Origin of the sequence: Streptomyces sp. KM273126, assembly GCF_004337435.2 — a bacterium.
Lineage (GTDB): Bacteria > Actinomycetota > Actinomycetes > Streptomycetales > Streptomycetaceae > Streptomyces > Streptomyces acidicola.
This window is the reverse complement of the sequence record NZ_SJXB02000002.1, coordinates 1,535,266-1,560,310: the sequence shown is the minus strand read 5'-3', so window position 1 is coordinate 1,560,310 and position 25,045 is coordinate 1,535,266. Positions and strand designations below refer to the sequence as shown.

The 25,045-nt window shown below is 71.9% G+C and carries 23 protein-coding genes and 3 pseudogenes; 18 read left to right on the top strand and 8 right to left on the bottom strand.

The window, feature by feature from the left end:
- Window positions 1-16: 16 nt before the first annotated feature.
- Both E0500_RS37530 and E0500_RS37525 read left to right on the top strand, forming a co-directional pair.
- Window positions 17-898, top strand: a complete 882-nt coding sequence (locus E0500_RS37530) for an LLM class F420-dependent oxidoreductase (protein ID WP_131563778.1) — start codon at window positions 17-19, stop codon at window positions 896-898.
- Between the two features lie 84 nt (window positions 899-982).
- Window positions 983-1,185 (top strand): annotated as a pseudogene (locus tag E0500_RS37525) (GNAT family N-acetyltransferase); the annotation flags it as partial.
- A gap of 321 nt (window positions 1,186-1,506) precedes the next feature.
- Here the strand turns inward: E0500_RS37525 and E0500_RS37520 are convergent.
- On the bottom strand, window positions 1,507-1,908 hold the full coding sequence (locus tag E0500_RS37520) for a hypothetical protein (RefSeq protein WP_309505284.1): 402 nt from the start codon (window positions 1,906-1,908) through the stop codon (window positions 1,507-1,509).
- A gap of 473 nt (window positions 1,909-2,381) precedes the next feature.
- Between E0500_RS37520 and E0500_RS37515 the strand changes: the two genes are divergently transcribed.
- From E0500_RS37515 to mug, 9 genes are all read left to right on the top strand, one after another.
- The gene (locus tag E0500_RS37515) at window positions 2,382-2,702 is read left to right on the top strand and encodes a hypothetical protein (protein ID WP_131563799.1); all 321 of its coding nucleotides are present in this window, start codon (window positions 2,382-2,384) and stop codon (window positions 2,700-2,702) included.
- Between the two features lie 654 nt (window positions 2,703-3,356).
- Window positions 3,357-3,776 carry a GNAT family N-acetyltransferase gene (locus E0500_RS37510; protein ID WP_131563775.1) on the top strand — a complete coding sequence of 140 codons (420 nt, stop codon included), beginning with the start codon at window positions 3,357-3,359 and terminating at the stop codon, window positions 3,774-3,776.
- A 69-nt stretch (window positions 3,777-3,845) separates the two neighbouring features.
- Window positions 3,846-4,025: a hypothetical protein gene (locus tag E0500_RS37505; RefSeq protein ID WP_399120686.1), complete on the top strand. Its 180-nt coding sequence runs from the start codon at window positions 3,846-3,848 to the stop codon at window positions 4,023-4,025.
- Window positions 4,026-4,287: 262 nt separating this feature from the next.
- A complete protein-coding gene (locus E0500_RS37500; RefSeq protein ID WP_131563774.1) occupies window positions 4,288-5,664 on the top strand; it encodes a hemolysin family protein in 1,377 nt (458 codons plus the stop codon).
- Complete coding sequence (locus E0500_RS37495) at window positions 5,661-6,677, top strand: hemolysin family protein (RefSeq protein WP_131563773.1); 1,017 nt, start codon at window positions 5,661-5,663, stop codon at window positions 6,675-6,677. The genes E0500_RS37500 and E0500_RS37495 overlap by 4 nt, the downstream gene beginning before the upstream one ends.
- A 93-nt stretch (window positions 6,678-6,770) precedes the next feature.
- On the top strand, window positions 6,771-7,562 hold the full coding sequence (locus tag E0500_RS37490; RefSeq protein WP_131563772.1) for an SGNH/GDSL hydrolase family protein: 792 nt from the start codon (window positions 6,771-6,773) through the stop codon (window positions 7,560-7,562).
- A 61-nt stretch (window positions 7,563-7,623) separates the two neighbouring features.
- Window positions 7,624-7,974: a DUF4326 domain-containing protein gene (locus E0500_RS37485; protein ID WP_131563771.1), complete on the top strand. Its 351-nt coding sequence runs from the start codon at window positions 7,624-7,626 to the stop codon at window positions 7,972-7,974.
- Window positions 7,975-8,054: 80 nt separating this feature from the next.
- Window positions 8,055-9,497 (top strand): adenylosuccinate lyase, encoded by a 1,443-nt coding sequence (gene purB / locus E0500_RS37480; RefSeq protein WP_131563770.1) that lies wholly within the window; start codon window positions 8,055-8,057, stop codon window positions 9,495-9,497.
- Window positions 9,494-10,039 carry a G/U mismatch-specific DNA glycosylase gene (gene mug / locus E0500_RS37475; protein WP_131563798.1) on the top strand — a complete coding sequence of 182 codons (546 nt, stop codon included), beginning with the start codon at window positions 9,494-9,496 and terminating at the stop codon, window positions 10,037-10,039. The genes purB and mug overlap by 4 nt, the downstream gene beginning before the upstream one ends.
- An 85-nt stretch (window positions 10,040-10,124) precedes the next feature.
- Here the strand turns inward: mug and E0500_RS37470 are convergent, their stop codons facing one another.
- Genes E0500_RS37470 through E0500_RS37460 form a run of 3 tightly spaced genes read right to left on the bottom strand, consistent with a single transcriptional unit; the run spans window position 10,125 to window position 12,281 of the window.
- Complete coding sequence (locus E0500_RS37470) at window positions 10,125-10,571, bottom strand: hypothetical protein (protein WP_131563769.1); 447 nt, start codon at window positions 10,569-10,571, stop codon at window positions 10,125-10,127.
- Window positions 10,572-10,629: 58 nt separating this feature from the next.
- Complete coding sequence (locus E0500_RS37465; protein ID WP_131563768.1) at window positions 10,630-11,349, bottom strand: ABC transporter permease; 720 nt, start codon at window positions 11,347-11,349, stop codon at window positions 10,630-10,632.
- A gap of 2 nt (window positions 11,350-11,351) precedes the next feature.
- The gene (locus tag E0500_RS37460) at window positions 11,352-12,281 is read right to left on the bottom strand and encodes an ATP-binding cassette domain-containing protein (protein WP_131563767.1); all 930 of its coding nucleotides are present in this window, start codon (window positions 12,279-12,281) and stop codon (window positions 11,352-11,354) included.
- Window positions 12,282-12,390: 109 nt separating this feature from the next.
- Here E0500_RS37460 and E0500_RS37455 point away from each other — a divergent pair, with 109 nt between their 5' ends.
- The 3 genes from E0500_RS37455 (at window position 12,391) to E0500_RS37445 (ending at window position 15,551) form a co-directional block, all read left to right on the top strand.
- Window positions 12,391-13,545 (top strand): sensor histidine kinase, encoded by a 1,155-nt coding sequence (locus E0500_RS37455; protein WP_131563766.1) that lies wholly within the window; start codon window positions 12,391-12,393, stop codon window positions 13,543-13,545.
- A gap of 65 nt (window positions 13,546-13,610) precedes the next feature.
- On the top strand, window positions 13,611-14,273 hold the full coding sequence (locus tag E0500_RS37450) for a response regulator transcription factor (protein WP_131563765.1): 663 nt from the start codon (window positions 13,611-13,613) through the stop codon (window positions 14,271-14,273).
- A 120-nt stretch (window positions 14,274-14,393) separates the two neighbouring features.
- Complete coding sequence (locus tag E0500_RS37445; protein WP_131563764.1) at window positions 14,394-15,551, top strand: ROK family transcriptional regulator; 1,158 nt, start codon at window positions 14,394-14,396, stop codon at window positions 15,549-15,551.
- Window positions 15,552-15,635: 84 nt separating this feature from the next.
- Here E0500_RS37445 and E0500_RS37440 read toward each other — a convergent pair.
- The 3 genes and pseudogenes from E0500_RS37440 to E0500_RS37430 all read right to left on the bottom strand — a co-directional run bounded on the left by E0500_RS37440 (window position 15,636) and on the right by E0500_RS37430 (window position 18,395).
- A pseudogene (locus tag E0500_RS37440) lies at window positions 15,636-16,396 on the bottom strand (GntR family transcriptional regulator).
- A gap of 146 nt (window positions 16,397-16,542) precedes the next feature.
- Window positions 16,543-17,445, bottom strand: coding sequence for an RNA polymerase sigma-70 factor (locus E0500_RS37435; RefSeq protein WP_131572268.1), 903 nt, complete (start codon window positions 17,443-17,445; stop codon window positions 16,543-16,545).
- Window positions 17,442-18,395, bottom strand: a complete 954-nt coding sequence (locus tag E0500_RS37430) for a DMT family transporter (protein WP_131572269.1) — start codon at window positions 18,393-18,395, stop codon at window positions 17,442-17,444. The genes E0500_RS37435 and E0500_RS37430 overlap by 4 nt, the downstream gene beginning before the upstream one ends.
- Before the next feature lie 47 nt (window positions 18,396-18,442).
- Between E0500_RS37430 and E0500_RS37425 the strand changes: the two are divergent.
- The 3 genes and pseudogenes from E0500_RS37425 (at window position 18,443) to E0500_RS37415 (ending at window position 23,283) form a co-directional block, all read left to right on the top strand.
- Window positions 18,443-19,896: pseudogene (locus tag E0500_RS37425) on the top strand (PLP-dependent aminotransferase family protein).
- Between the two features lie 232 nt (window positions 19,897-20,128).
- Window positions 20,129-21,724, top strand: a complete 1,596-nt coding sequence (locus E0500_RS37420) for an alkaline phosphatase (RefSeq protein WP_131561462.1) — start codon at window positions 20,129-20,131, stop codon at window positions 21,722-21,724.
- A 134-nt stretch (window positions 21,725-21,858) separates the two neighbouring features.
- Window positions 21,859-23,283, top strand: coding sequence for a GNAT family N-acetyltransferase (locus E0500_RS37415; protein ID WP_131561464.1), 1,425 nt, complete (start codon window positions 21,859-21,861; stop codon window positions 23,281-23,283).
- Here E0500_RS37415 and E0500_RS37410 read toward each other — a convergent pair.
- The gene (locus E0500_RS37410) at window positions 23,216-24,463 is read right to left on the bottom strand and encodes a PLP-dependent aspartate aminotransferase family protein (protein ID WP_131561466.1); all 1,248 of its coding nucleotides are present in this window, start codon (window positions 24,461-24,463) and stop codon (window positions 23,216-23,218) included. The genes E0500_RS37415 and E0500_RS37410 overlap by 68 nt on opposite strands.
- A 60-nt stretch (window positions 24,464-24,523) precedes the next feature.
- On the opposite strand from E0500_RS37410, the gene E0500_RS37405 reads away from it, so the two are divergent.
- Window positions 24,524-25,015, top strand: a complete 492-nt coding sequence (locus E0500_RS37405) for an Lrp/AsnC family transcriptional regulator (RefSeq protein WP_131561468.1) — start codon at window positions 24,524-24,526, stop codon at window positions 25,013-25,015.
- The last annotated feature ends 30 nt before the right edge of the window (window positions 25,016-25,045 follow it).

The window sequence follows — 25,045 nt, the reverse complement described above, 5'->3', positions numbered from 1 at the left end:
AATGTGAGGAGAGTTCATGCCACGGCCGTTCCGCTTCGGGGTCAGTCTGCTGCAGTCCACGACCACCGAGGAGTGGCGCGCGAAGTGCCGCAGGGCCGAGGAGCTCGGGTACGACGTGATCCTGGTCCCCGACCATCTCGGCATGTCGGCACCGTTCCCCGCCCTGGTCGCGGCGGCCGAGGCGACCGAGCGGCCACGCCTCGGTACGTTCGTGCTCAACGCGGGCTTCTGGAATCCCACGCTGCTGGCCCGCGAGGTGGCCACCACGGACGCGCTGACGAACGGCCGTCTCGAACTCGGGCTCGGCACCGGGTACGTGGAGGCGGAGCACGAGACCGTCGGCCTTCCGTGGGGTTCGCCGGGCGAGCGCGTCGACCATCTGCGGCGCACGATCGAGGAGCTCGACCGGCTCCTCGGCTCGGACGAGTTCCGGCCCCGGCCCGTGCAGCGCCCAGGTGTGCCGCTTCTGGTCGGCGCCAACGGCGACCGGATGCTGCGGCTCACCGCCGACCACGCGGACATCGCGGCGTTCACGGGCGCCCGGTCGCTGCCCGGCGGCATGCTCCAGCCGATCACGGCCGAGGAACTCGACGAGCGCGTCGCCCTGTACCAGGAACTGGCCGCCGGACGGAAGGAACCCGCCGAGCTCAATCTGCTCCTCCAGGTGGTCGTCATCACGGACGACCGGAGCGCGGCCGTCCAGGAGTGGCTGCCCCATATCCCGCACCTCACCGAGGAGCAGGCCCTTCAGCTGCCGATCGTGCTGGTGGGGACGCTGAAGGAGATCGCCGACCAGGTGCGTGCGCAGCGCGAGCGGTACGGGATCTCGTATCTGACGGTGCTGGAGCCGAACATGGAGGTGTTCGCGCCGGTCATCGACGCGCTGCGCGACGAGTGAGGTCCCGCTGTCCCGCTCCACCGCGGGCGGTGTGCGGATCCTGGAATTCCGGGTGCGGTGCGGCACGGCTGCTGGGATCACCGCATGACCGACCTGCGCATACGGGCCGCCGCACCCGACGACCTCGACACCGTGCTCGCCTTCCGGAAGGTGGCCGCCGAGGGCACCAGCGTCAGCGACGACCGGGAGGGCGTGGAGCGGCTCCTCGCCCGCGATCCCGAGGCACTCGTCCTGCCGAGCGGGGCGGGGAGCTGGTGGGCACGGTGATCGCGGGCTTAGACGGATACAGCCCCGGACAACGCGGGGCCCCTTCCGCCGAAGGACGGCGCGGGGCCCGCCTCGGCGACGAAGGCAAGGTCCGCGCAGAGCTGACTGGCTTGGGCAGCGCAGGGGTGGAGCGGGACGCGGCCCGTGCACCTCGCCATCGGTGCCGCTGCCACCACCACCCGGGCGGGTGGCTGCCATGGACAGCGCCGACCCACCCGGAGGCCTTTTCGAGGTGTCCGCGCCGCTGCTCACCACCGCGGCGCAGCGAGCCGGGCAGAGCGAGCCCGACCGGCTACGCCGCCAGCCTCGTGCCACGGCGACACTGCGCGGGCAGGGCCCGGTTACCAGCTGTGTGCCACGTCCACCACCAGCCGGTCGGGCAGTACCAGCACCCGGAACGGCAGCTTGGCCCGGACACCGAGTCCGATGTGAGTCCCTCCGTAGTAGTAGCCGCCGAACTTTGCGTCCCGGAAGGTCTGGTAGCCGCTGAAGTCCAGTCCCGGCAGTGGATCCGCGAGTCGGACGGGGTACTGCGAGTCATCGACCGGCGCGGTGAACTCGATTTCGATGACGGCCCCGCCATCGACAGGGATGCCGGTCTGGGACGGCGGGTGGGCGAAGCCGGGGACGTACTGCACCCAGTACAGGGCCGGGTCGTCCGTCGTCATGCCCGGAATATCAAAGACCATCCGGTCGTAGCACGCGTGACGGCCGGTCCTGACGTCCGTCAGGGAACCGGTCATCGCTGTCGACCCCGGTGCCGACTTCGCCATACTCCCCCAGCCCGTCTCGCAAGCGCCGGCCTGCGGCGCGGCAGCAGCAGCCGGCACGGCGCCCGCTCCTGTCAACACCAGTGCCAGCAACGCCAGCAACGTTGCACAGCGTCTCATCGATGAACAACTCCTCTCGCTTTTTGCGTATTACGCATCTGCGTCATGTGAGACAAAGAGGGCAGCGAAAGGGTTGGAGGGGGTGACGGTCAGGTTTCAGACATTTCTGCCTGACGGCCCGTCGCCCGGTACTCCAGTCCGGGTGCGTGATCTGACGTGGGTGCAGTCGCTGATCATGAGTGGGCCCATGAGTTGCCGACGCCGAGCTATTCAACGGGCGGGAATTCTGGCGCAGCGGGGGATATCCCGTTGTGAGGCCGGGAGCGCGGCCATAGGGTCCCGGCATGTCCCTACGTGTTCGTATGCGTCAAGCCCTCCCGGAAGCGATGCGCTCCCGTGACAAGGCCGCGGTGAGCGCCCTGCGCTCGACGCTGGCCGCGCTGGACAACGCGGAGGCGGTCCCCGTGGCCGAAGCCGCGACGCGCGGCCTGGCCCTCGAACAGTCACCGGTCGGTGTCGGCGCCACCGAGGCAGTGCGGCGTGAGCTGAGCGAGTGCACTGTGGCGGACATCGTGCGAGCCGAGGCCACGGAACGACTGGAAGCCGCGGCACAGATGACTGCACCCGCCCACGCCGACCGAGTCGCGCGGCTCCGCGCGGAGGCCGCTGTGCTGCTTCGCTTTCTCGACGGCCACCCCAGCGCGTAGAACACGGCAGGACCGTGTCGTCCCGTGCCCGAATCGGCACCGGAGTACAAGTAGCCCGTGGCCCCGGTTGTGAGCGTGTGGCCATCGCTTGATCATCAGAGGTTGTGCGGACTCCTGCCCGGATGTCCATCCAGGGCAGCCACCCCCGGCCCGTACCCGCCGGGCCCGCCCGGCGTCCCGCTCCACACTGGGGCTGGAGCAGTGGCTGCGCACCGGCGTCCAGGTCAACCTGTACGCGTCGTGGACCTCCCGCGAGGGCTTCGGTGTACGCAAAAGATCGCCGGCCTCGCGCCTGTCGACGAACGCCGCAAGGCGTTCAGGCTGGCTGCCCAGCGTTGCCGAGAAGGCCGCCGGCCCGAACGTGGATCTTCAGGATCTAGGACTGGCCATCCTCCCAGTCCTCGTCCTCGAAGACGTGGGGCCAGGTATCACAGCGGGGGCGTGAGCCATCGTAACGGTGTGTCACCAGACCATCGCCTGGTTCGACTGCTCCCGCTACCCCGTGCCCCTGCACGCAGGACGCATGCCATCGGCGGGACCAGGAGGAGGGGCAGCTCCCCCTGGCCCCGCCGATGACGGTGAGCAGCCCACGATGTCCACACTCGGCACGGAAACCGTTCGCCAGACAGGCCGGCGCTCTGCTTGGCTCACCCCATGAGCGATCTCCACATCCGCCACGCCACCCTCGCGGACATCGACACCGTGCTGCGGTTCTGGCGCGACGCCGCGGAAGGAACGAGCATCAGCGACGACCACGACGGAGTGGCCCGACTCATCACACGAGACCCCGAAGCCCTGCTCCTCGCAGAGCGCGACGGCCTCCTCACCGGAACCGTCATAGCCGGATTCGACGGATGGCGATGCTCCGCCTACCGGCTCGCCGTACACCCCGGCCACCGTCGGCAAGGCATCGCCACCGCCCTGCTGGAAGCAGCAGAACAACGCTTCACCGCCCTGGGCGGGCGACGCGCCGACGCCATGGTCCTGGAAGTCAACGAACAGGCCCACCACACGTGGGCCGCGGGTGGCTACCATCGCGAGGACCACTGGCGACGCTGGGTCAAGCCCCTGTAGATACCGGCAGCGGATGTTGGTGAGCGGCCAAGATTCGACGGCTGGCGCTGCCATCTGTACCGGCTCGCGGTGCACCCGGAGCACCGCCGTCTCGGCATCGGCACGGCGCTGTGGCCGCCGCGGAGGAGCGGTTCGTGCGACTCGGTGGATGGCGCGGGGACGCGATGGCGCTCCAGCGGAACGGGACCGCGCACCATGCGTGGCGTGCGGCGGGGTAAGCGCCCGAGGAGAAGTGGCGGCGGTGGGTAAGCCGCTCGACGACGGGACGGCGTGACACGGCCTGACGCGGACTTGACCCGGAGTAACCCGGACTGACGCGGAAGGCCCCGGACTGATCGGCGCAAGTGGCATTTCCGGTCCTTACCATGGGGGCACCGTCCCAACCCGTACAGAAAGGTTGTGAGCGTCCACCCATGGGCGAGCCTCCCAGTAGCCGGCCCTCCGGTCCGCGCGCCGCTCGGCGTCGCGCGAGCGGTTCATCCCTGCCGGATTCTGGGACGGGGGTGAACCGATGACCGAAGTGCTGCTCCTCCTGGTGGCGGTGCTGCTGTGCCTCATCTGCGGCGCCTTCGTCGCCGCCGAGTTCTCGCTGACCACAGTCGAGCGCAGTGAGCTGGAGCGGGCCGTCGAGCGAGGCGTGCGCGGCGCGCCGGGCGCCCTCAAAGCCGTACGGAACCTGACGTTCCAGCTCTCCGGGGCCCAGCTCGGCATCACCGTCACCAACCTGGTGGTCGGCATGCTCGCCGAGCCGTCGATCGCCCGGCTGATCGCGGGGCCCCTTGAGTCCCTGGGCGTGCCGAGCTCGGCGTCGGGCACGCTCGCGCTGGTCATCGGCACGGGCCTGTCGACCGTCTTCCTGATGGTGGTGGGCGAGCTGGTGCCCAAGAACTGGGCGATCTCGTCCCCGCTCGCCGTGGCGAGGCACGTGGCGAACCCGCAGCGCTGGTTCAGTGCCGCGTTCCGCCCCTTCATCACGCACCTCAACAACACCGCGAACCGTCTCGTGCGCCGCCTCGGCATCGAGCCCGCCGAGGAGCTGGCCTCCGCCCGCGGCCCCCAGGAACTGGCCGCTCTCGCCCGGCACTCCGCCCGGGAGGGCGCCCTGGAGGCGGACACGGCCGAGCTGTTCGTGCGCACGCTGAACCTCGCCGACCTGACCGCGGAGAACGTGATGACCCCGCGCGTCCAGGTCATCGCCCTGGACGCCCAGGCGACCTGCGAGGACGTGACGAACGCGACCCGGGCCACCGGCCTGTCCCGCTTCCCGGTCTACCGGGACAGCCTCGACTCGGTCGTCGGCACGGTCCACATCAAGGACTGCCTGGCCGTGCCCGCCGAGAACCGTCTCCACGTCTTCGTGGCCGAGCTGCTGCGCGAGCCGCTCTTCGTCCCGGAGACACTCACCGTGGACCGGCTCCTGGACCGGCTGGGCGGCAAGCGCACGATGGCGGTCGTCATCGACGAGTACGGAGGCACCGCCGGCGTCGTCACCCTGGAGGACATCGTCGAGGAGGTCGTCGGCGAGGTCCGTGACGAGCACGACCCGCACGAGACGCCCGACCTGGCGCCGGCCGGCACGGACGACGACGGCCGCGCGCTGTACTCGGCCGACGGCTCGGCCCGTACCGACCAGCTAGTGCGCGTGGGGCTGCGCGTGCCGGACGGGCCGTACGAGACGCTCGCGGGTCTCGTCGCGACCGAACTGGGCCGCATACCGGCCGTGGGCGACACCGTCGATATCGCCGGGTGGCAGCTCGACGTGGTGGACGCCTCGGGGCGCCGGGCCGCTCGGGTACTGATGCACGCGCCGCTCCTGTCCGGCGACCCCGGTGACCCCGACGGTCCCGGCTGCCCCGACGACCCTGCCGACGAGGAGGGGCAGCGATGACCGTCCTCCAGTTGCTGATCGGTCTCGCGACGCTGGTCGTCAACGCCTTCTTCGTCGGCGGCGAGTTCGCGCTGATCTCCGTGCGCCGCAGCCAGATCGAACCGCACGCCGACCAGGGCGACCGGCGTGCCCGCAGTGTGCTGTGGGGCCTGCAGCACGTGTCCGCGCTGATGGCGGCCGCGCAGCTCGGCATCACCCTGTGCACGCTGGTCCTGGGTGTGGTGGCGGAGCCCGCGATCGCGCATCTGCTGGAGCCGGTGTTCCACGCGGTCGGCGTCCCGCCGGGCGCCGGGCACGCGGTGTCGTTCGTGATCGCGCTGACCCTGGCCACGTATCTGCACATGCTGCTCGGCGAGATGGTGCCGAAGAACGTCGCGCTCGCGGAACCGGTGCGCAGCGCGCTGCTGCTGGGTCCGCCGCTGGTGACGCTGGCCCGGGCGCTGCGGCCGGTGATCTTCACGGTCAACGCCTTCGCGAACGCGCTGCTCAAGCTGCTGCGGATCGAGACGAAGGACGAGGTGACCGCGACCTTCTCGGACGCCGAGCTCGCCCGTCTCGTCCAGGACTCCGGTGAGGCGGGGCTCATCGACGACCGGGCGCAGGAGCGGCTGCACGACGCGCTGGAGCTCGGCCGCACGGCCGTCCGCAACGTTGCCCTGCCACTGGAACGCGTCGTCTACGCGCGCGTGGGGGTTGTCCCCGAGGAGCTGGAGCGGTTGTCGGCCGAGACCGGCTTCTCCCGGTTCCCCGTGGTGGACGAGGGGCGCCGCATCGTCGGCTATCTGCATGTGAAGGACGCGCTGGACGCGGCGTCGCGTGACGAGCCCTTCCCGGTGAAGGACATGCGGCAGATCGCCCGGGTCCGGGAGACCGCACCGCTCGACGACGTGCTGACGGCGATGCGGCGCAGCCGTACGCACCTGGCGGCCGTGCTGGGCTCGGACGGACGGCTCGCGGGACTGGTGACCATGGAGGATGTGTTGCGGGAGCTGTTCGGGCAGCCGGCCGTCTGAGAGCACGGGCGCCGACCGATTTACGGGTCTCCGGCCGGGCCACGAAGGCCGACCGACCGCCGGGTATGTGCACGGGATACTATCTCTGTCGCCATGCGGACGAACCCCACGAACCCCACGTACACCAGCCTTGTCACGGTCGGCGACTCCTTCACCGAGGGCATGTCGGACCGGTTGCCCGACGGTTCCTACCGGGGCTGGGCGGACCTCCTCGCGGCGCGGATGGCCGCGCGGGCGCCAGGGTTCCGGTACGCCAATCTGGCGGTGCGCGGGAAACTCATCGGACAGATCGTCGACGAGCAGGTGGACACGGCGGCCGCGATGCGGGCGGACGTGGTCACGCTGGTCGGCGGCCTCAACGACACGCTGCGGCCCAAGTGCGACATGGGGCGGGTGCGCGGGCTCCTGGAGGAAGCCGTGGAACGCCTCGCCCCGTCCTGCGGGCAGCTCGTCCTGATGCGCAGCCCCGGCCGTCAGGGCCCGGTGCTGGAGCGGTTCCGGCCGCGGATGGAGGAGCTGTTCGCCTGCGTCGACGAGCTGGCGGCCCGGCACGGCGCGCTGGTCGTCGACCTGTACGGGGCGCCTTCGCTGAGTGATCCCCGGCTGTGGGACGTGGACCGGCTGCACCTCACGGCCGAGGGCCACCGACGGGTCGCCGAGGCGGTCTGGCAGACCCTCGGCCACGAACCGGAGGACCCCGGCTGGCGCACCCCGCCGCCGGTCACGGCACCGCCCGCGTGGGGCGCGCGGCGAGCGGCCGACGTCCGCTTCGCCCGGCAGCATCTGCTGCCCTGGATCGGCCGCCGCCTGACGGGACGCTCATCGGGCGACGGGCGCCCGGCGAAGCGCCCCGAGTTGCTGCCGTACGAGGGTCCGGCAGCCTAGTACTCCAGTCAACGAAGAGCCCGTACGGGACCGCACCGACGCATCGGAGGGAGAGCCGGGCGTGGCCACCACCGTGATCAACCTCAGGGGCCGCATCCGCGAGTTCGGCCCACGGCTGGAGAACGCCCCCGATGATCTGGTCTACGTCGGCCGGCGCTGGACCATGGGCCACTGGGACCTGCCCCGGCACCCGCTCTACAACCCCTTCCAGTACGACACCGCCAAGAAGAAACGGGACGGGACGCGGGCCGAGATCATGGTGAAGTACCGCGCGTACCTCATGGAGCGGCCCGGCCTCCTCGCCCTGGTGCCGGCACTGCGCGGCAGGACGCTGGCGTGCTGGTGCGCGCCGGAGCTGTGCCACGCGGACGTCCTGGCGGAGATCGCGGACGCCGCGGAGCCCGCTTCGTAAGTCCCGTACGGTTTCTCGTAGCTTCCGCCGAAGAACCCCGGGGCGCCGGCCTGCACTAATCGCCAGTAGAATCACGACACGTGACTCCTGCGCCAGCCAAGCCCCGCATCCCGAACGTCCTCGCCGGACGGTACGCCTCCACCGAGCTCGCCACGCTCTGGTCGCCCGAGCAGAAGGTGAGGCTGGAGCGGCAGCTCTGGCTGGCCGTGCTGCGGGCCCAGAAGGACCTCGGGATCGAGGTGCCGGACGCGGCGCTCGCCGACTACGAGCGGGTACTGGACCAGGTCGACCTGGCCTCGATCGCCGAGCGCGAGAAGGTCACCCGGCACGACGTGAAGGCGCGGATCGAGGAGTTCAACGACCTCGCCGGGCACGAGCACGTGCACAAGGGCATGACGTCCCGCGACCTCACCGAGAACGTGGAGCAGCTGCAGATCCGGCTCTCCCTGGAGCTGGTGCGCGACCGTACGGTGGCCGTGCTGGCGCGGCTCGGGAAGCTGGCGGGCGAGCACGGCGAGCTGGTCATGGCCGGCCGCTCGCACAACGTGGCGGCGCAGGCCACCACCCTCGGCAAGCGCTTCGCGACCGCGGCCGACGAGCTGCTCGTGGCGTACGGCCGGGTCGAGGAGCTGCTCGGCCGCTACCCGCTGCGCGGCATCAAGGGCCCGGTCGGTACGGCGCAGGACATGCTGGACCTGCTGGGCGGGGATGCGTCGAAGCTGGCGGACCTGGAGCACCGGATCGCCGGGCACCTGGGCTTCTCGCAGGCGTTCACCTCGGTCGGTCAGGTCTACCCCCGCTCGCTGGACTACGAGGTCGTGACCGCGCTGGTGCAGCTGGCGGCCGCGCCGTCGTCGCTGGCCAAGACAATCCGGCTGATGGCCGGGCACGAGCTGGTGACCGAGGGCTTCAAGCCCGGCCAGGTCGGCTCGTCCGCCATGCCGCACAAGATGAACACCCGCTCCTGCGAGCGCGTCAACGGCCTCATGGTGATCCTGCGCGGCTACGCCTCGATGACCGGCGAGCTGGCCGGCGACCAGTGGAACGAGGGCGACGTGTCGTGCTCGGTGGTACGCCGGGTCGCGCTGCCGGACGCGTTCTTCGCGCTGGACGGGCTGCTGGAGACGTTCCTGACGGTGCTCGACGAGTTCGGTGCGTTCCCGGCGGTCGTGGCGCGGGAGCTGGACCGCTACCTGCCGTTCCTCGCCACGACCAAGGTGCTGATGGGCGCGGTGCGCGCGGGCGTGGGCCGCGAGCTCGCGCACGAGGCCATCAAGGAGAACGCCGTCGCCTCGGCCCTCGCGATGCGCGAGCAGGGTGCCGAGCGCAACGAACTGCTCGACAAGCTGGCGGCGGACGGACGCATCCCACTGGACCGGGCCCAGCTCGACGCGCTGATGGCCGACAAGCTGTCCTTCACGGGCGCCGCCGCCGGCCAGGTCGCCGCCGTCGTCGGCCGCATCGAGGAGATCGTGAAGCAGCGCCCCGAGGCCGCGGGCTACGCGCCGGGGGCGATCCTCTGACGCGGTTCACCGCTGCGGAGCTTCAGGCCGCCCGCGACCGTCTCGTACCGGATGTCGTCGCGGACGGTCTCCGTGTGCTCTTCTGCGGCATCAATCCGGGATTGATGACGGCCGCGACGGGCCATCACTTCGCCCGTCCAGGCAACCGCTTCTGGCCGGTGCTGCACCTGTCCGGCTTCACCCCACGGCTCATGAAGCCGTCCGAGCAGGGCCAGTTGCCCGCGTACGGGCTCGGGATCACGAACGTCGTGGCGCGGGCGACCGCCCGTGCCGACGAGCTGACCGCCGAGGAGTACGCGGAGGGCGGACGTCTGCTCACCGCCAAGGTCGAGCGGCTGCGGCCGCGCTGGCTGGCCGTGGTGGGGGTGACCGCGTACAGGTCGGCGTTCCATGACCGCAAGGCCTCGACAGGTCCTCAGGAGCGGCGGATCGGCGACACGCGTGTGTGGGTGCTGCCCAATCCCAGTGGGCTGAACGCGCACTGGACGGCGGCGACGATGGCGGAGGAGTTCGGGCGGTTGCGGGAGGCGGCGCTCGCCTAGGACTTGTCGTCATGGCCGGACTGTCCACGGGACTGCGGCCGGACTGTCCCCGGGACTATGGCCGGGCTGTCCGGGCTGTCCGGGGCTACGGTTGGGCCGTCTCCGTCACTATGGCCAGGAGCCGTATCTCGTCGTCCGGCTCCCGGTCGGCGACGCCGACGGCGACCCAGCGGCCGGATCCGTCCGCCTGCCACACGTTCAGCTCGTCCACGACGTGGCTCGACGTGTTCCAGGGCTCGGGTATCACCTCGCCACGATCGATGCGCACCCTGAGGGTGAGCATGCCCCAGGGTGGCTGCTGCCGTCCCCAACGGCTGTTCAGCTGCTCGGAGATGGCCTCCTTGACGTCGTGGAAGTCCTCCGCTGTCCCTGTTCGCTCCACCGCGTCGGCCGTCCGTGCCCCGTGGCTCGTCGCTAACTCCGCGATGAAATACCCCGGTCCCGCCAGGCCTACGTCCGACCTGCCGTGCTCTGCCGGGAAGGGGCGGGAGCACACCTCGTCGATCGCGGCCAGGTACCGCTCGATGTCCATGGGGTCCAGTAAACCTGCCGGGACTGACAGTTGGAGGCGGGGGCACCTGCCCTGCAGGTCACGCGTCCCGGCGCCGTATGCTCCAGGCTCCCGCCAGCAGCGCCGCCGCTGTCCAGCACGCCGTCACCGCCAGTCCGCTCCAGGGCCCGAGCGTTCCCTGCTGCGTCTCGTGGAGAACCACCTGTCCCGCCTTGTCGGGCAGGAAGTCGGCGACGGTTCCCGACTTGTCTCCGACCACGAAGGACACGAGGAGCAGAAAGGGGATCAGGATGCCGAGTGTGGCGACACCGCTGCGCAGCAGGGCCGTGAGTCCGGCCGCGAGCAGGGCCATCAGCGCCAGGTAGACGCCACAGCCGACGGCTCCGCGCAGGCCCTCGGTCCAGGTGAGCCCGTTCGCCTTCTCGCCGAGGACCGCCGTGCCCACGGCCAGGCTCACGACGCCCGTGAACAGACCGACGGCCAGAGCCGGTACGCCGACGGCCACCGCCTTGGCCGCGAACCACCGCCCCCGCTGGGGCACGGCGGACAACGAGACGCGCAGGGCGCCGGCCTGGAACTCGGACGAGACGGCCGTCGCGCCGAAGGCGACCGCCGCGACCTGCCCGAAACTGACCCCGAAGAACGCCGCGAACAGCGGGTCGAAGTCCCCGCCTCCGTCGAGTGCGGCGAGCGCCGAGAAGGCCGCGGTGGCGAGAACGATCGTACCGAGGGCCCAGAGCATCGACCGCAGAGTACGGATCTTGATCCACTCGGCGTGGAGTACGGGTGCGAACGCCATGATCAGGCCTCCTGGGGCTGGGCGGGGGTCGAGGTGAACTCGGCTTCTGCGGCCGTCAGATCGAGGTAGGCCTGTTCCAACGTGCCCTCTTCCGCCGAGAGTTCGAGGAGGGGCAGTCCGGCATCCGAGGCGAGGCGGCCGATGTCCTCCACGCGCGCTTGGTGGACGGTCCACCGCCCCTCGTCGTCCACGCTCGCTTCGTAACCGTGCCGCGTGAGGAGCCCCCGCAGTGCGGGGCCGTCGGTGGTGCGTACCCGGACGCGCGGCTCCACGCGCGCGTGGATGAAGTCCCGCATGGGAGTGTCGGCGAGCAGCCGTCCGCGGCCGAGGACGATCAGGTGGTCGGCGAAGGACGCGGTCTCGTTCATGAGGTGACTGGAGACCAGGACGGTGCGGCCCTCGCGGGCGAGGCGGCGCAGCAGTTCGCGGATCCAGATGATGCCCTCGGGGTCCAGACCGTTGGACGGTTCGTCGAGCAGCACCACGGGCGGGTCGCCGAGCAGGGCGGCCGCGATGCCCAGGCGCTGGCGCATCCCCAGGGAGTACGTCTTCACTCGGCGCCGCGCGACCGAGGCCAGTCCGGCCTCCTCCAGGACCTCGTCGACGCGGCCGGCCCCGATGCGGTTGCTTGCCGCGAGCGCCCGCAGATGGTCGCGGGCGGTCCGTGAACCGTGCGGGGCCTGGGCGTCGAGCAGCGCGCCCACGTGGCGCAGGGGTTCGTCGAGGGTGGCGTAGGCGCGGCCGCCGACCGTGGCGGTGCCGGACGTCGGGCGGTCCAGGCCGAGGACGAGGCGCAGGGTGGTGGACTTCCCGGCGCCGTTCGGGCCGAGGAAGCCGGTGACCCGGCCGGGGAGCACGCGGAAGGTGAGGTGGTCCACGGCGCGCTTGCTGCCGTACTCCTTGGTGAGGTCCTGTATGTCGATGCTGGTCATGGTGGACAGCCTGGCCCGGGGAACGGGGTCGGTTCCTCCCCCGCGCGCGGAGATCGTCTCCCCCGCTCGGGGGAGGTCCGTTGTCAGTGGTGGCTGGCAGGATGCCGGAATGGCCCGCTTCCTGCGCCCGCTGTTCCGGGGGACGACGTACACGCGCTGGTTGCACCTGTGGGTGCCGATGCTGTTCGAGAGCGTGTGGCTGTTCATCGACATGTCGAAGCCGTGGGTGCCCGCGCTGCTGCTGATTCCGGTCGGGTTGATCCCGGCCGTGCGGCACGGTGAGGGTGTGCAGGCGCAGTTGCTGCTGGTGCCGGGTGAGCGGGACTCGGGGATCTCCACCGTGCCGTCGGCGACGTGGCGGGACCGGCTGCGTACGGTGCTGTGGCTGGAGGTCCGGATGGCCCTGGGCGCGGTGGCCATGGGCACCACCACCTGGGGACCGTTGCTCACCTTCGACCTGATGGCGGCGGCGTTCGGGCGCGTTCCGTACGACAACCCCCTCCTCGACATCGCGCAACCGCACTGGGTGTACGGCCTGCTGGCACTGCTCCCCCTCATCGCGCTGTACGGCCTCGTGGTCGGTCTCGGTGAGCTGGTCACCGCCATCGCGCGCCGCCTGCTCGGGCCCTCCCCGGCCGAGCGGCTCGCCGCCCTGGAGGAGCGCACCGAGCAGCTGTTGGAGCGCAACCGCATCGCCCGGGAGCTGCACGACTCCATCGGGCACGCGCTGACGGTGGCGGTGGTGCAGGCGGGCGCGGCGCGGGCCGCGGGCGACCCGGAGTTCACGGACCGGGCCCTGGGCGCCATCGAGGACACCGGCCGGGCCGCGCTGGAGGACCTGGAGCGGGTCCTCGGCATCCTGCGCGAGGCGGACCGCCCGGTGAGCAGCCGCCCGACCCTGACCGAGGCCGACCGGCTGCTGGAGTCGGCGCGGGCCTCCGGCGCCAAGGTCGACGCCGAGCTCTCCGGGCCCCTGGAGACCGTGCCCGGCCCGGTCTCCCGCGAGGGTTACCGCATCCTCCAGGAATCGCTGACCAATGTGCTGCGGCATGCGGGCGGCGTGCCCGTCCAGGTCCGCGTCGCGGTGGCGGGCGGCTCGCTCGGCCTGGAGGTCCGCAATCCGCTGACGGCGGAGATACCCGGGCCGGGGCGGGGCAGCGGGCTGCGGGGGATACGGGAGCGTGCAGCGTTGCTCGGTGGCCGGGCGCAGACGGGCCCGGACCGGGGCGACTGGCAGGTGCGGGTCGAGCTGCCGCTGCGCTGACCGGTGGCGGCCCGCGCAGGCCGGAAGCCGACCCTGGTGCCGCACTGTTGATCTAGGCTGGCCGGATGCCGGTCACCGTCCTGCTCGTCGACGACGAGCCCCTCGTGCGCGCTGGGCTGCGAGCCGTACTGGAAGCGCAGCCCGACATCGAGGTCGTCGGGGAGGCGGCCGACGGTGCCGCGGTGATCCCCTTGGTGCGGCAACTGCGGCCGGACGTCGTGGCCATGGACGTCCGCATGCCGCTGCTGGACGGCATCGAGGCCACGCGTGCGGTGCTGCGGACCGTGCCGGAGCCGCCGAAGATCCTCGTGGTGACGACGTTCGAGAACGACGAGTACGTGTACGAGGCGCTGCGGGCGGGCGCCGACGGATTCCTGCTGAAGCGGGCCCGGCCTGCGGAGATCGTGCACGCCGTGCGGCTGGTGGCGGAGGGCGAGTCGCTGCTGTTCCCGGCGTCGGTGCGGCAGTTGGCCGCCGAGTACGGGGACGACGGCGGGAACCGGGAGGCGCGGGCGGCCATGGAGCGGGCCGCGCTGACGGGCCGGGAGGCGGAGGTGCTGCGGCTGATGGCCCGCGGACTGTCGAACGCGGAGATCGCCCGGCGGCTGGTCGTCGGCACGGAGACGGTGAAGTCGCATGTGAGTTCCGTCCTCGCCAAGCTCGGCGCGCGGGACCGTACGCAGGCCGTGATCGCGGCGTACGAGTCGGGGTTCGTGGCTCCAGGCTGACGGGAGCGCTGGTACTGGGCCGTCCGGGCCCGCCACCGGTCCGGACGCTGCGGCCCTCGCCGCTGTCGGCCAGGACGAGTACCATCCGCCCAACACGCGCACGAGCTGGGAGGACGGACGTTGGGGCGGCTGACCGGCGGGGACCCTTCGCTGCTGCGCAGGATCAATTCAGCGGTGGTGCTGCACGCGTTGCGCGCCACGGACCACGCGACGCTGACCGAGATCACCCGGGTGACCGGTCTGTCCCGGCCGACGGTCGAGGGCGTGGTCGAGGGGCTGGTCGAGACGGGACTCGTCGTGGAGCGGGCGGCCGACGAGGGTGCCGCACGGCGGCAGGGGCGGCCCGCGCGACGGTTCCGGTTCCGGGCGGAGGCCGGTCATCTGCTGGGCCTGGACATCGGAGCCCACCGGGTGACGGCGCTCGTCGCGGATCTCGACGGTCAGGTGCTGGGCACCCTGTCCAAGGACGTCGACGAGAAGGCGTCGGCGGACGAACGGCTGGAGCGGCTGCGCACGACGGTCGCCGAACTGCTGCGCCGCGTGGGCGTCTCCCGCGGCTCGCTGCGCGCGGTCGGTGTGGGAAGCCCCGGGGTCGTCGAGACCGACGGCACGGTGCGGCTGGGCACGGCCCTTCCGGAGTGGACGGGGCTGAAGCTGGGCGAGCGGCTGAGCCGTTCGTTCAAGTGCCCGGTGCTGGTCGAGAACGACGCCAACGCGGCGGCGGTCGCCGAGCACTGGAAGGGTGCGGGCACCGACTCCGACGACATGGTGTTCGTGCTGGCGGGCCTCAGCCCCGGCGCCGGTTCGCTGATCGGCGGGCGGCTGCACCGGGGGTTCGGGGGCGCGGCCGGGGAGATCGGCGCGCTGCATCTGCTGGGCCGCGGGGCCAGGCCGGAGGCGTTGCTGTCGACCACCGACGAACCCCTGCATCCCCTGGACGAGCAGGCGGTGGCCGAGGTGTTCGCGCACGCGCGTGAGGGCGACGAGCGGGCCCGCGCGGCCGTCGACCGCTTCGTCGACCGGCTCGTCCACGACGTGGCGACGCTCGTCCTGGCACTCGACCCCGAGGTGGTCGTCATCGGCGGCTGGGCGGCCGGCCTGGACGGTGTGCTCGACCCGCTGCGCGGCGAACTGGCGCGCTGCTGTCTGCGCCCTCCCAGGGTGACGCTCTCCAAGCTGGGTGCGGCGGCCGTCGCGACCGGGGCACTGCGGCTGGCGCTGGACCATGTGGAGGAGGAGTTGTTCGCGGTGGAGAGCACGGTGACGGCGCGGCGCTGAGCGGCATATGAGCCTCGCTCGGTCGGGCACAAAAATCGCGCCCCGGGCATCCCGGGGCGCGACTGGTGCGGTTTCTCGGACGGTTCAGGAGGCGCGGCGCTCCGGACCGTGGTGGATCTCGACGCCGTCGTGGTCACCGAAGGTCAGCCGGCAGGTGTCGGCGCGGTAGGTGGCCACGGAGACCGCCGCGGTGCGCCCCGCGGCGAAGAAGCGGGTCGTGACGACGAGGACCGGGGCGCCGGGCAGCCGGTCGAGCTCCTTGGCGTCCTCCGCGCTGGCGGAGCCGAGCTCCACCGCACGGTCCTGGCCCTCCAGCTCCAGGTGCTGGAGCTCGCGCAGCACGGCACGCGCGCGGGCCGCACCGGAGGGGTGTCTATGGCGGGGAGGGCGGGCACGGAGGATGCCGGGACGTAGACCAGTTCGGCGGCGACGGGCTGGCCTCGGCTCACCCGGGAGCGGCGCACCGTGTGCACCTGCTCGCCATGGACGGACTCCAGGAGGTCTGCCACCGCCGCGGGCGGAGCCGCCACCGTGCAGTCGGCGGGCTGCCAGGCGTCGCCGGCCGCGCCCGGCCAGGTGTGCTCCTCGGTTCCGACGGCCACCCCCATGCGCGGCGGGGCGACAGTGGTGCCGACTCCGCGGCGGCGCTGGAGCCGGCCTTCCAGTTCGAGCTGCTCCAGTGCCTGGCGGAGCGTCGCGCGGGCCACGCCGAAGCGGGCCGCGAGGTCACGCTCGTTGGGCAGGATCTCGCCCACCGAGAACTCGGAGTCCAGTGCTTCACTGAGCACGGTCTTGAGATGCCAGTACTTCGGCTCCGGCGCCGTTTCGAGCTGCGTGGTCCCCACCCTGTCCTCCGCGTTTCGCCGTGGCCGGCGGCGTTTTAGCGCCCTTGTTTATTAAAGGTTGTTGCACTTTCTCTGCGACGATAAGGCGGCCCTCACCCTTGGTCAAGACCAATCCCGGGGAGTAGGACGGCTGCGTGGTGAGGTGGCTAGTCCTGCGACGGCTGGTGGTCGACCGTCAGCGACAGCAGCTTCTCCGGGTTGCGAAGGATGTAGACGCACTGGACCCGGCCGTCCACGACGTCGAGTTGCAACACGCTGTCCACCTTGCCGCCGGACAGGGTGACGAGCGCGGGGCCGCCGTTGATCTCCATGAAGCGGAACGACGCGTCCGGTACGCCCTTCCGGGCCGCACCGTGCAAGAACCGCCCCACCTTGTCGGCCGACTCCAGCACCCGCACGGGCGCCTGCGCGAGGCCGCCGCTGTCGCCCACCAGGCGGACGTCGGGGGCCAGCAGCGACATGAGGTCCTCCAGGTCGCCGCCGGCCGCGGCGGCGAGGAACTTCTCCGTCATCTCGCGGCGCTCGGCCGGGTCCACCTCGTAGCGCGGCCGCCGCTCGTGCACGTGCTTGCGGGCCCGCCCGGCGAGCTGGCGCACGGCGGGCTCGCTGCGGTCGAGGACGGCCGCGATGTCGGCGTACGGGTAGCCGAAGGCCTCGCGGAGGACGAAGACCGCGCGCTCCAGCGGTGACAGGGATTCCAGGACGACGAGGACGGCCAGCGACACGGAGTCGGCGAGCACGGCCCGCTCGGCGGCGTCCGGAACCGTGTCCGCGAAGTCGGTGGCGTACGGCTCGGGCAGCCAGGGGCCGACGTACGCCTCGTTGCGGGACTTCACGTGGCGCAGCCGGTCGATGGCGAGCCGGGTGGTGATCCGGACGAGGTAGCCGCGTGGTGCGCGCACGTCGGAAGGGTCGGTGCCGGACCAGCGCAGCCACGCCTCTTGGACCACGTCCTCCGCGTCGGCCACCCGACCGAGCATGCGGTAGGCGACGCCCATCAGGACGGGCCGGTGTTCTTCGAAGACCTCGGTCGCGGTGTCGGTGGTCACGCCCTCCATCCCATCCGACGGGTGCCGCCCTGTCCAGGCGACGCCCGGCGGCCACTTCGGCGTACCGGACCGGACGTGGCGCGGGCGGGCACCCGCGATCCCAGCGCGACCCCGGCACCGACCAGCGCGCTGCCGAGGGCCTGCGCGAGGCCGTACGAGCCCGTGCCGACGAGGGGGGCGGTGCAGGCGGCGGCCACGGGGATGAGACCGGAGAAGAGCGTGGCGCGCTCCGCGCCGATGCGCTCCATGCCCATGTACCAGCAGACGAAGCCGATGACGGTGACGACCACCGCCTGCCACAGCAGCGCGGCCGTCTCGGTCGGGTCCGGTGTGCGCAGCCAGGCGGTGCCCTCCGTGAGGACGCCGGCCGCCGCCGACTCGACCGCGGCGATCCCGCACACCGTGGCCGACAGCAGCCGTGGTCCGAGCGGGCGCAGCACCGGCACGGCGAGCACCGCGAAACCGACCTCCCCCACCAGGGCGCCCAGGGAGAAGGCGATTCCGGCGCCGTCGGTACGGCCCCACCCCTGGACCGTGAACGCGCCCGCCGCGACGAGCGACGCGCCGTACAGGACGAGCCGCTGCGCTCGACGCCCCTCCATGAGGGGAATGACCACGGCGACGACCACGGGCGCACAGCCCACGAAGACGCCGGGTACGGCGGGTTCCGCGGTGCGCTCGGCCGCGATCACCGCGAGGTTGAACCCGACCATGCCGACGGCCGCGAGCAGCGCCAGCCGCGCCCACTGACGCGGGGCCAGCCGCCGCAGGGGTGCCAAGGCGCCGCGGCCGACCAGCGGGAGGAGCAGCAGACAGGCGAGGCCGTAGCGGAGGAACTGGCCGCCCGCGTACGGGTAGTCGCCGAGGAGGCTGTTGGCGGTGAAGGAGGCGCCGACGAGGACGCAGGCGAGGGCGGTGAGGAGGGTTCCGCGGGTGGTCGTGGCGTTCATGGTGGTGACGCTATGAAGGCGGGCGGTCCGGTTTAAGGTCCACTTCCATGACGTCATCGGGGACCAATCCGGAAGGTCGGCAAGGCCGGCAGGGTCCGCCGTCGGGTTCCGCTCCCTGGGCCGCCGCCTGGGAACTGCTTCTGCCGGCCGCCTCCGCACCGGCACGCGCGCGTGGGCGCACGTTGCAGGCGGCGCTGCGCGAGGCGGTCCGTACGGGACGCCTCGCGCCGGGCACGCGGCTGCCGTCCAGCCGTGAACTGGCCGCCGATCTCGGCGTGTCACGGGGACTGGTGACGGAGGCGTACGAGCAGCTGGCCGCCGAGGGGTATGTGAGGAGCGGGCGGGGCTCGGGCACCTGGGTGGGCGATGCCGTACGGTCCGCACGCCCCCGGGCGCGTGACCTCGCCCCCGTCCCCCCGGGGCCCGCGCCGACTTCCTCCCTGGAACGCCGGACCTGTCACTGTTCCCGCGTGCCGCATGGGCGGCGGCTCAGCGCTCAGTGCTCGCCGAACTCCCGCACCACGCGCTGGGCTACCCCGATCCGCGCGGGCTGCCCCGGCTGCGTACGGCGCTCGCGGAGCTCCTCGCCCGGCGCCGGGGCGTGGTCGCGGACCCGGAACGGATCGTGGTGGTCTCGGGCGTGGCCCAGGCGGCGGCCCTGCTGGGCTTCGTGCTCCACGCGCGCGGGGTACGCGCCGTCGGCGTCGAGGATCCTGGGAGCCCCCAGCACAACGCGCTGTACGCCTCGGCGGGCATCGGCGCCGTACCGCTGCCGCTGGACGCGGAGGGACTGGCCATGGGTCCGCTGCGGGAGGCGGGGGTAGGGGTCGTCGTGACCACGCCCTCCCACCAGTTCCCGTCCGGGATCGCGTACTCGGCGCGTCGACGGGCCGAACTCCTCGACTGGGCACGCTCGTTGGACGGGCTGCTCGTCGAGGACGACTACGACGGGGACTTCCGCTACGACCGGGCCCCCGTGGGTGCGCTTCAAGGCCTCGACCCCGAGCGGGTCGCGTACACCGGGTCCGTCAGCAAGTCCCTCGCCCCGGGGTTGCGGCTCGGCTGGCTACTCGTCCCTCAGACGCTGGCCGAGGAGGTCGTGGAGCGCAAGCGGACCATGGACCTCGGCCATCCGACGCTCGACCAGGCGGTGTTCGCCCGCTTCGTCGAGCGGGGCGACTACGACCGGCAGCTGCGGCGCTGCCAGCGCGCGTACCGGGAGCGGCGCGACGCGCTCGTAGCCGCCCTGGAGGAACACCTTCCCGGCACGGAGGTGTCCGGGATCGCTGCGGGGCTGCACGTCATCGCCACGCTGCCCGACGCGTACGGGCCGTTGGACCTGTTCATGAGGCGGGTGACGGCGGCCGGGGTCTCGGTGCGTCCGCTCGCGGACCACGGGCGGGTTCCGGACGACCGGGTGCGGTTGGTGCTGGGATACGCGCATCTGCCGCCGGGGCGGATTCGTGAGGGTGTGCGACTGATGGCTCGGGCCGCTCCGTGATGGCACGGGCCGCTGCGTCCCATGCCCGAGGACCCGTGCCTGAGGTCACATGCCCGAGGACCCGTGCCTGAGGTTCCGTGAACCGTCTCCCGAGGGCGCGACGCGCCCGGAGTCGCACGCCGGTTCCTTTCTTCGCGGGGTCGGCTGTTCACTTGTGGTTTCCGTGTGAGCCGTGGTGCCCCAGTAGTTGTGGCATTGTCCATTGGCCGGATCCGTCCCTGGAGGCGCATTCATGTCACACCGTTCGCAGAGCCCCCTGCCCGGCCGTCGCAGCGTGCTGCGCGGCTCTCTCGCCGCGTCTGCGGCCCTGGCCGTGCCCGCCACCCTCGGCGCGGCACCGGCGTTCACCCTGTCGGGACGGCCGCAGGCCGGATGGGGCGTGCAGACCGGGGACGTGACCACCGATTCCGGACTGGTGTGGGTGCGTTCCGACCGTCCGGCCCGGATGATCGTCGAGACGTCCGCGACCGAGTCCTTCCGTAACCCGGTCCGCCGGCACGGCCCCCTGCTCGGCTCCGGCACGGACTTCACCGGGACGACCCGGCTGCGCGGCCTGCCGTCGGGCGAGCAGATCCACTACCGCGTCCTGCTGGCCGACCCGGACGACCCGCGCCGCACCGGCGAGCCGGTCACCGGCACGTTCCGTACGGCACCGGTGAAGCGCCGTGACGGAGTGCGCTTCGTGTGGTCGGGCGACCTGGCGGGCCAGGGCTGGGGCATCAACCCGGACATCGGCGGCTACCGCATCTTCGACGCGATGGGCGCGCTGGACCCGGACTTCTTCCTCTGCAGCGGCGACAACATCTACGCCGACGGGCCGATCGCGGCGACGGCGGCGCTTCCCGACGGCAGCGTCTGGCGGAACATCACCACCGAGGAGAAGTCGAAGGTCGCCGAGTCCCTCGCGGAGTTCCGCGGCAACTTCCGCTACAACCTGCTGGACGAGAACCTCAGGAACTTCAACGCCCAGGTGCCGTCCATCATCCAGTGGGACGACCACGAGGTGCGCAACAACTGGTACCCGGGCCAGGTGATCCTGGACTCCGACACCCGCTACACCGAGAAGAGCGTCGACGTCCTGGTGGGGCGCGCGCGGCAGGCGTTCAGCGAGTACTTCCCGATCTCCACGCTGCGGCCGGGCGAGCGGGACGGCCGGGTCCACCGGGTGCTGCACCAGGGCCCGCTGCTGGACGTGTTCGTGCTGGACATGCGCACGTACCGCAACGCGAACTCGCCGGACGACCAGACCACCGACCCGCAGGGCATCCTGGGCGCCGAGCAGCTCGAGTGGCTGAAGCGCGAGCTGTCCCGGTCGCGTGCGGTGTGGAAGGTGATCGCCGCCGACATGCCGCTCGGCCTGGTCGTGCCCGACGCGACCGAGGGCAAGAAGCACATCGAGGCCGTGGCGCAGGGCGACCCGGGCGCGCCGCTGGGCCGTGAGCTGCAGATCGCGGAGCTGCTGCGGTTCATCAAGCACCGCAGGATCACGGGCACGGTGTGGCTGACCGCCGATGTGCACCACACCTCGGCCCAGCACTACCAGCCGTCGCGGGCCGCGTTCACCGACTTCGAGCCGTTCTGGGAGTTCGTCTCCGGCCCGCTCAACGCGGGTGCGTTCCCGGCGAGCGCCCTCGACAACACCTTCGGCCCGGAGCGGGTGTTCGTGAAGGCGCCGACCGCCTCGAACGTCTCGCCTGCCGGCGGCTACCAGTTCTTCGGCGAGGTCGACATCGACGGTGACAGCGGGGAGCTGACGGTACGGCTGCGCGAGCAGGACGGGACCGTGCTGTTCACGAAGGTCCTGCAGCCGGGACGGGTCGGACAGTAACCCTGGGACGACCCTGACACCGATGGCGTCCGCACCTGCGCGCACAAAGAGCAGCAAAAGGTGCGGAACGCCACTTAACCGATCAGTCACAGAGAGTTCGTGATCACGCAACACCCTACTGTCACAGTGATTGCATGACTCCTGACATGACTGGTGTGAAGCGGGCGAGAGACGGTCGCCCCGTCCACCACTGGCGACGGGACGTGGTGGAACTCGCCGCGCTGTTCACGGCCGTGGCGGTTGCCGACGCCGTGGCGAACCTGATCGGACACGGGCCCGACGGTCCGGCGCTGCTGCTGATCTCGGCGTTAGTGCTCATCGCCACGGCCGGCTTCCACATGTGGTGGTCACGCCGCCACGGCCACGCACCGCCGGCGGACGATACCGGCGCCCGGCCGCTCGCCGAGGAGCAGCAGGCCGGGCCGTCCGGGGCCGACGGGGTGTCGGCGCTGTGGCGGATGAGGACGACGGTGAAGGACGAGCCCGGCTCGCTGGCCACGCTGTGCAGCGCGCTGGCCGGTCACCGGGTGGACATCCTCAGTCTGCAGACGCATCCGCTGGCCGAGGGCACGGTGGACGAGTTCCTGCTGCGTTCGCCCGAGGAACTGGCCGCGTCCGAGATCACCCGTGCTGTCTCGCAGGCGGGCGGCGGAGATACGTGGATCGAGCGGGCCGACGCCCATGACCTCGTCGACGCACCCACCCGGGTGCTGGGCCTGGCCACCCGGACGGCACTGGACGCGGCGGAACTCCCGCTCGCCCTGCGCCAGTTGCTCGGCCGGTGCACCATCCGTTCGCTTCCCTCCCCCAAGCTCTCATCTTTGTCCGAGCAGGGGGGACCCTCATCCACCCCCGACGCGGCCCTGCCCCAGGAAGGGGCCCTGGAGGACACGGTGATGCGACTGCGGGCGCCGGAGGGCGGGGAGATCACGGTGGAGCGGCCGTATCTGCCGTTCACGCCGACGGAGTTCGCGCGGGCGCGGGCCCTGGTGGAGCTGGACGCCCGGCTGGGTCCGCGGATTCCGCGCAGCCAGGACGTGCTGAAGCTGGCGGAGGGCAGCGACATAAAGGTACGGCGCGCCGACACGGACGACCTCGACGGGGCGAAGGCGATGCACGCGCGGTGCTCGGCGCGCACGCTGGGCCTGCGCTACCACGGCCCGGTGGGCGACGCCGACCGCTACCTCAACCACCTCCTCAGCCCCCGCTTCGGCCGCACCCTGGCCGTGCAGACGGCCTCGGGGAAGATCGTCGGTCTCGGCCACCTGCTGTGGGACGGCGACGAGACGGAGGTCGCGCTGCTGGTCGAGGACGCGTGGCAGCGGCGCGGCATCGGAAGCGAACTGCTGGGCCGTCTGGTGACGATGGCGGCCGAGGCGGGCTGCGCGAGCGTGTACGCCGTGACGCAGTCCTCCAACACCGGCATGGTCGCCGCGATGCGCGGCCTGGGGCTCCCCCTCGACTACCAGATCGAGGAGGGCACCCTGGTCGTCACCGCCCGCCTGGACGCGACGCCAATGGCCTCCCGTCTGCCGTACGAGAGGGCCCAGGAGCGCTGACGCTCCGCCGGGAGCACCGGTCCGTGCCCAGCGCTCCGTCGAGGTCGCCCCACAGGTCCTCGACGTCCTCCAGGCCCACCGACATACGGAGCAGACGGTCGCTGACCCCGGCCCCGTGCCGGTCCGGCTCCGCCACGATGCGGTGGCTGATGGACGCGGGATGCTGGATCAGCGTGTCGACGCTGCCGAGGCTCACGGCCGGTGTGACGAGGCGCACGCCTGCGATGACCTCGTGGGGGTCGCCGTGGACCTCGAAGGCGACCATGGCGCCGCCGATGCGCGGGTAGTGGACGCGGGCGACGCGCGGGTCGGCGGCGAGCCGCCGGGCGAGTTCCGTGGCGGTCGCGGAGGCCGCGCGGACCCGTACCGGCAGGGTCGCGAGGCCGCGCAGCAGCAGGTAACCGGCGAGCGGGTGGAGGACGCCGCCGGTGGCGAAGCGGACCTGGCGCAGCCGCCCGGCGAACTCCTCGTCGCAGGCCACGACCCCGGCCATGACGTCCCCATGGCCGCCGAGGTACTTGGTGGCGCTGTGCAGGACGAGCCGGGCGCCGTGTTCCACCGGGCGTTGCAGCACGGGCGTGGCGAAGGTGTTGTCCGCGAGGAGCGGCACCGAACCGCAGGCGTGGGCGATGGCCCGCAGGTCGAGTTCGGCGAGGGTCGGGTTGGCCGGGGACTCGACGAGCACCAGCCCGGTGTCGGGGCGCAGGGCGTCCGCGATGCCGGCCGGGTCGACCCAGGTGACCTCCGAGCCGAGCAGTCCCGCGGTCAGGAGATGGTCACTGCACCCGTACAGCGGGCGTACGGCGACGACGTGGCGCAGCCCCGTCGAGGCACGTGCGAGGAGCACGGCGCTCAGCGCGGCCATGCCGCTCGCGAACGCGACCGCGCTCTCGGTGCCTTCGAGCCGGGCGAGGGCCGTCTCGAAGCGGGCGACGGTCGGGTTGCCGAGCCGCCCGTAGACCGGTGTTCCCTCCGGCAGTGCGCCGTCGGCGGCGAAGGCGTCGATACGGGCGGCCTCGCCGCGGCTGTCGTACGAGGGATAGGTGGTCGACAGGTCGATCGGCGGGGCGTGCAGGCCCTGGCGCGCGAGGTCGTCGCGGCCCGCGTGCACGGCTTCGGTGGCCAGCGCGCGCGGCGTGGTGCGTGCGCGGTCGTACGCGTGCGTGCTCGATGGGTTCATGGGCGCCAGGGTGAACATCGAGCGGGCTGTCAGCGGCGAGCCCCGTGTTACGTTCGGCCCATGGCTGAATCCGTCGCACTGGATCCGGTGGATCTCCACCTTCTGCGGTTGCTGCAGAACGACGCCCGGACGACCTACCGCGATCTCGCGGCGCAGGTCGGGGTGGCTCCGTCGACCTGCCTGGACCGGGTGACGCGGCTGCGCCGCTGCGGCGTGATCCTCGGTCATCGGCTGCGGCTCGATCCGGCCAAGCTCGGGCGCGGCCTGGAGGCGCTGCTGTCCGTGCAGGTCAGGCCGCATCGACGGGAACTGGTGGGGCCGTTCGTGGAGCGCATCCGGGCCCTTGAGGAGTCACGGACGGTCTTTCATCTGACCGGGCCGGACGACTATCTCGTGCATGTCGCGGTCGCGGACATGGCGGATCTGCAGCGGCTGGTCCTCGACGAGTTCACCTCGCGTCGGGAAGTGGCGCGGGTGGAGACCCGGTTGATCTTCCAGCAGTGGGACTGCGGGCCACTGCTGCCACCGCGCGCCGACCGCGTCACGCCCTGAGCGGAATCCGGCCGTCCGGCGGCGCGGCCC

Coding starts and splice junctions, on each gene's coding strand:
- E0500_RS37430 (WP_131572269.1), bottom strand. CDS start 18,395: ATGAACGCCACGACCACCCGCGGAACCCTCCTCACCGCCCTCGCCTGC.
- E0500_RS37490 (WP_131563772.1), top strand. CDS start 6,771: ATGCGGACGAACCCCACGAACCCCACGTACACCAGCCTTGTCACGGTC.
- E0500_RS37460 (WP_131563767.1), bottom strand. CDS start 12,281: ATGACCAGCATCGACATACAGGACCTCACCAAGGAGTACGGCAGCAAG.
- E0500_RS37500 (WP_131563774.1), top strand. CDS start 4,288: ATGACCGAAGTGCTGCTCCTCCTGGTGGCGGTGCTGCTGTGCCTCATC.
- E0500_RS37455 (WP_131563766.1), top strand. CDS start 12,391: ATGGCCCGCTTCCTGCGCCCGCTGTTCCGGGGGACGACGTACACGCGC.
- E0500_RS37410 (WP_131561466.1), bottom strand. CDS start 24,463: ATGAACCCATCGAGCACGCACGCGTACGACCGCGCACGCACCACGCCG.
- E0500_RS37405 (WP_131561468.1), top strand. CDS start 24,524: ATGGCTGAATCCGTCGCACTGGATCCGGTGGATCTCCACCTTCTGCGG.
- E0500_RS37465 (WP_131563768.1), bottom strand. CDS start 11,349: ATGGCGTTCGCACCCGTACTCCACGCCGAGTGGATCAAGATCCGTACT.
- E0500_RS37415 (WP_131561464.1), top strand. CDS start 21,859: ATGACTCCTGACATGACTGGTGTGAAGCGGGCGAGAGACGGTCGCCCC.
- E0500_RS37520 (WP_309505284.1), bottom strand. CDS start 1,908: ATGACCGGTTCCCTGACGGACGTCAGGACCGGCCGTCACGCGTGCTAC.
- E0500_RS37470 (WP_131563769.1), bottom strand. CDS start 10,571: ATGGACATCGAGCGGTACCTGGCCGCGATCGACGAGGTGTGCTCCCGC.
- E0500_RS37450 (WP_131563765.1), top strand. CDS start 13,611: ATGCCGGTCACCGTCCTGCTCGTCGACGACGAGCCCCTCGTGCGCGCT.
- E0500_RS37530 (WP_131563778.1), top strand. CDS start 17: ATGCCACGGCCGTTCCGCTTCGGGGTCAGTCTGCTGCAGTCCACGACC.
- E0500_RS37495 (WP_131563773.1), top strand. CDS start 5,661: ATGACCGTCCTCCAGTTGCTGATCGGTCTCGCGACGCTGGTCGTCAAC.
- E0500_RS37510 (WP_131563775.1), top strand. CDS start 3,357: ATGAGCGATCTCCACATCCGCCACGCCACCCTCGCGGACATCGACACC.
- E0500_RS37515 (WP_131563799.1), top strand. CDS start 2,382: ATGCGCTCCCGTGACAAGGCCGCGGTGAGCGCCCTGCGCTCGACGCTG.
- E0500_RS37420 (WP_131561462.1), top strand. CDS start 20,129: ATGTCACACCGTTCGCAGAGCCCCCTGCCCGGCCGTCGCAGCGTGCTG.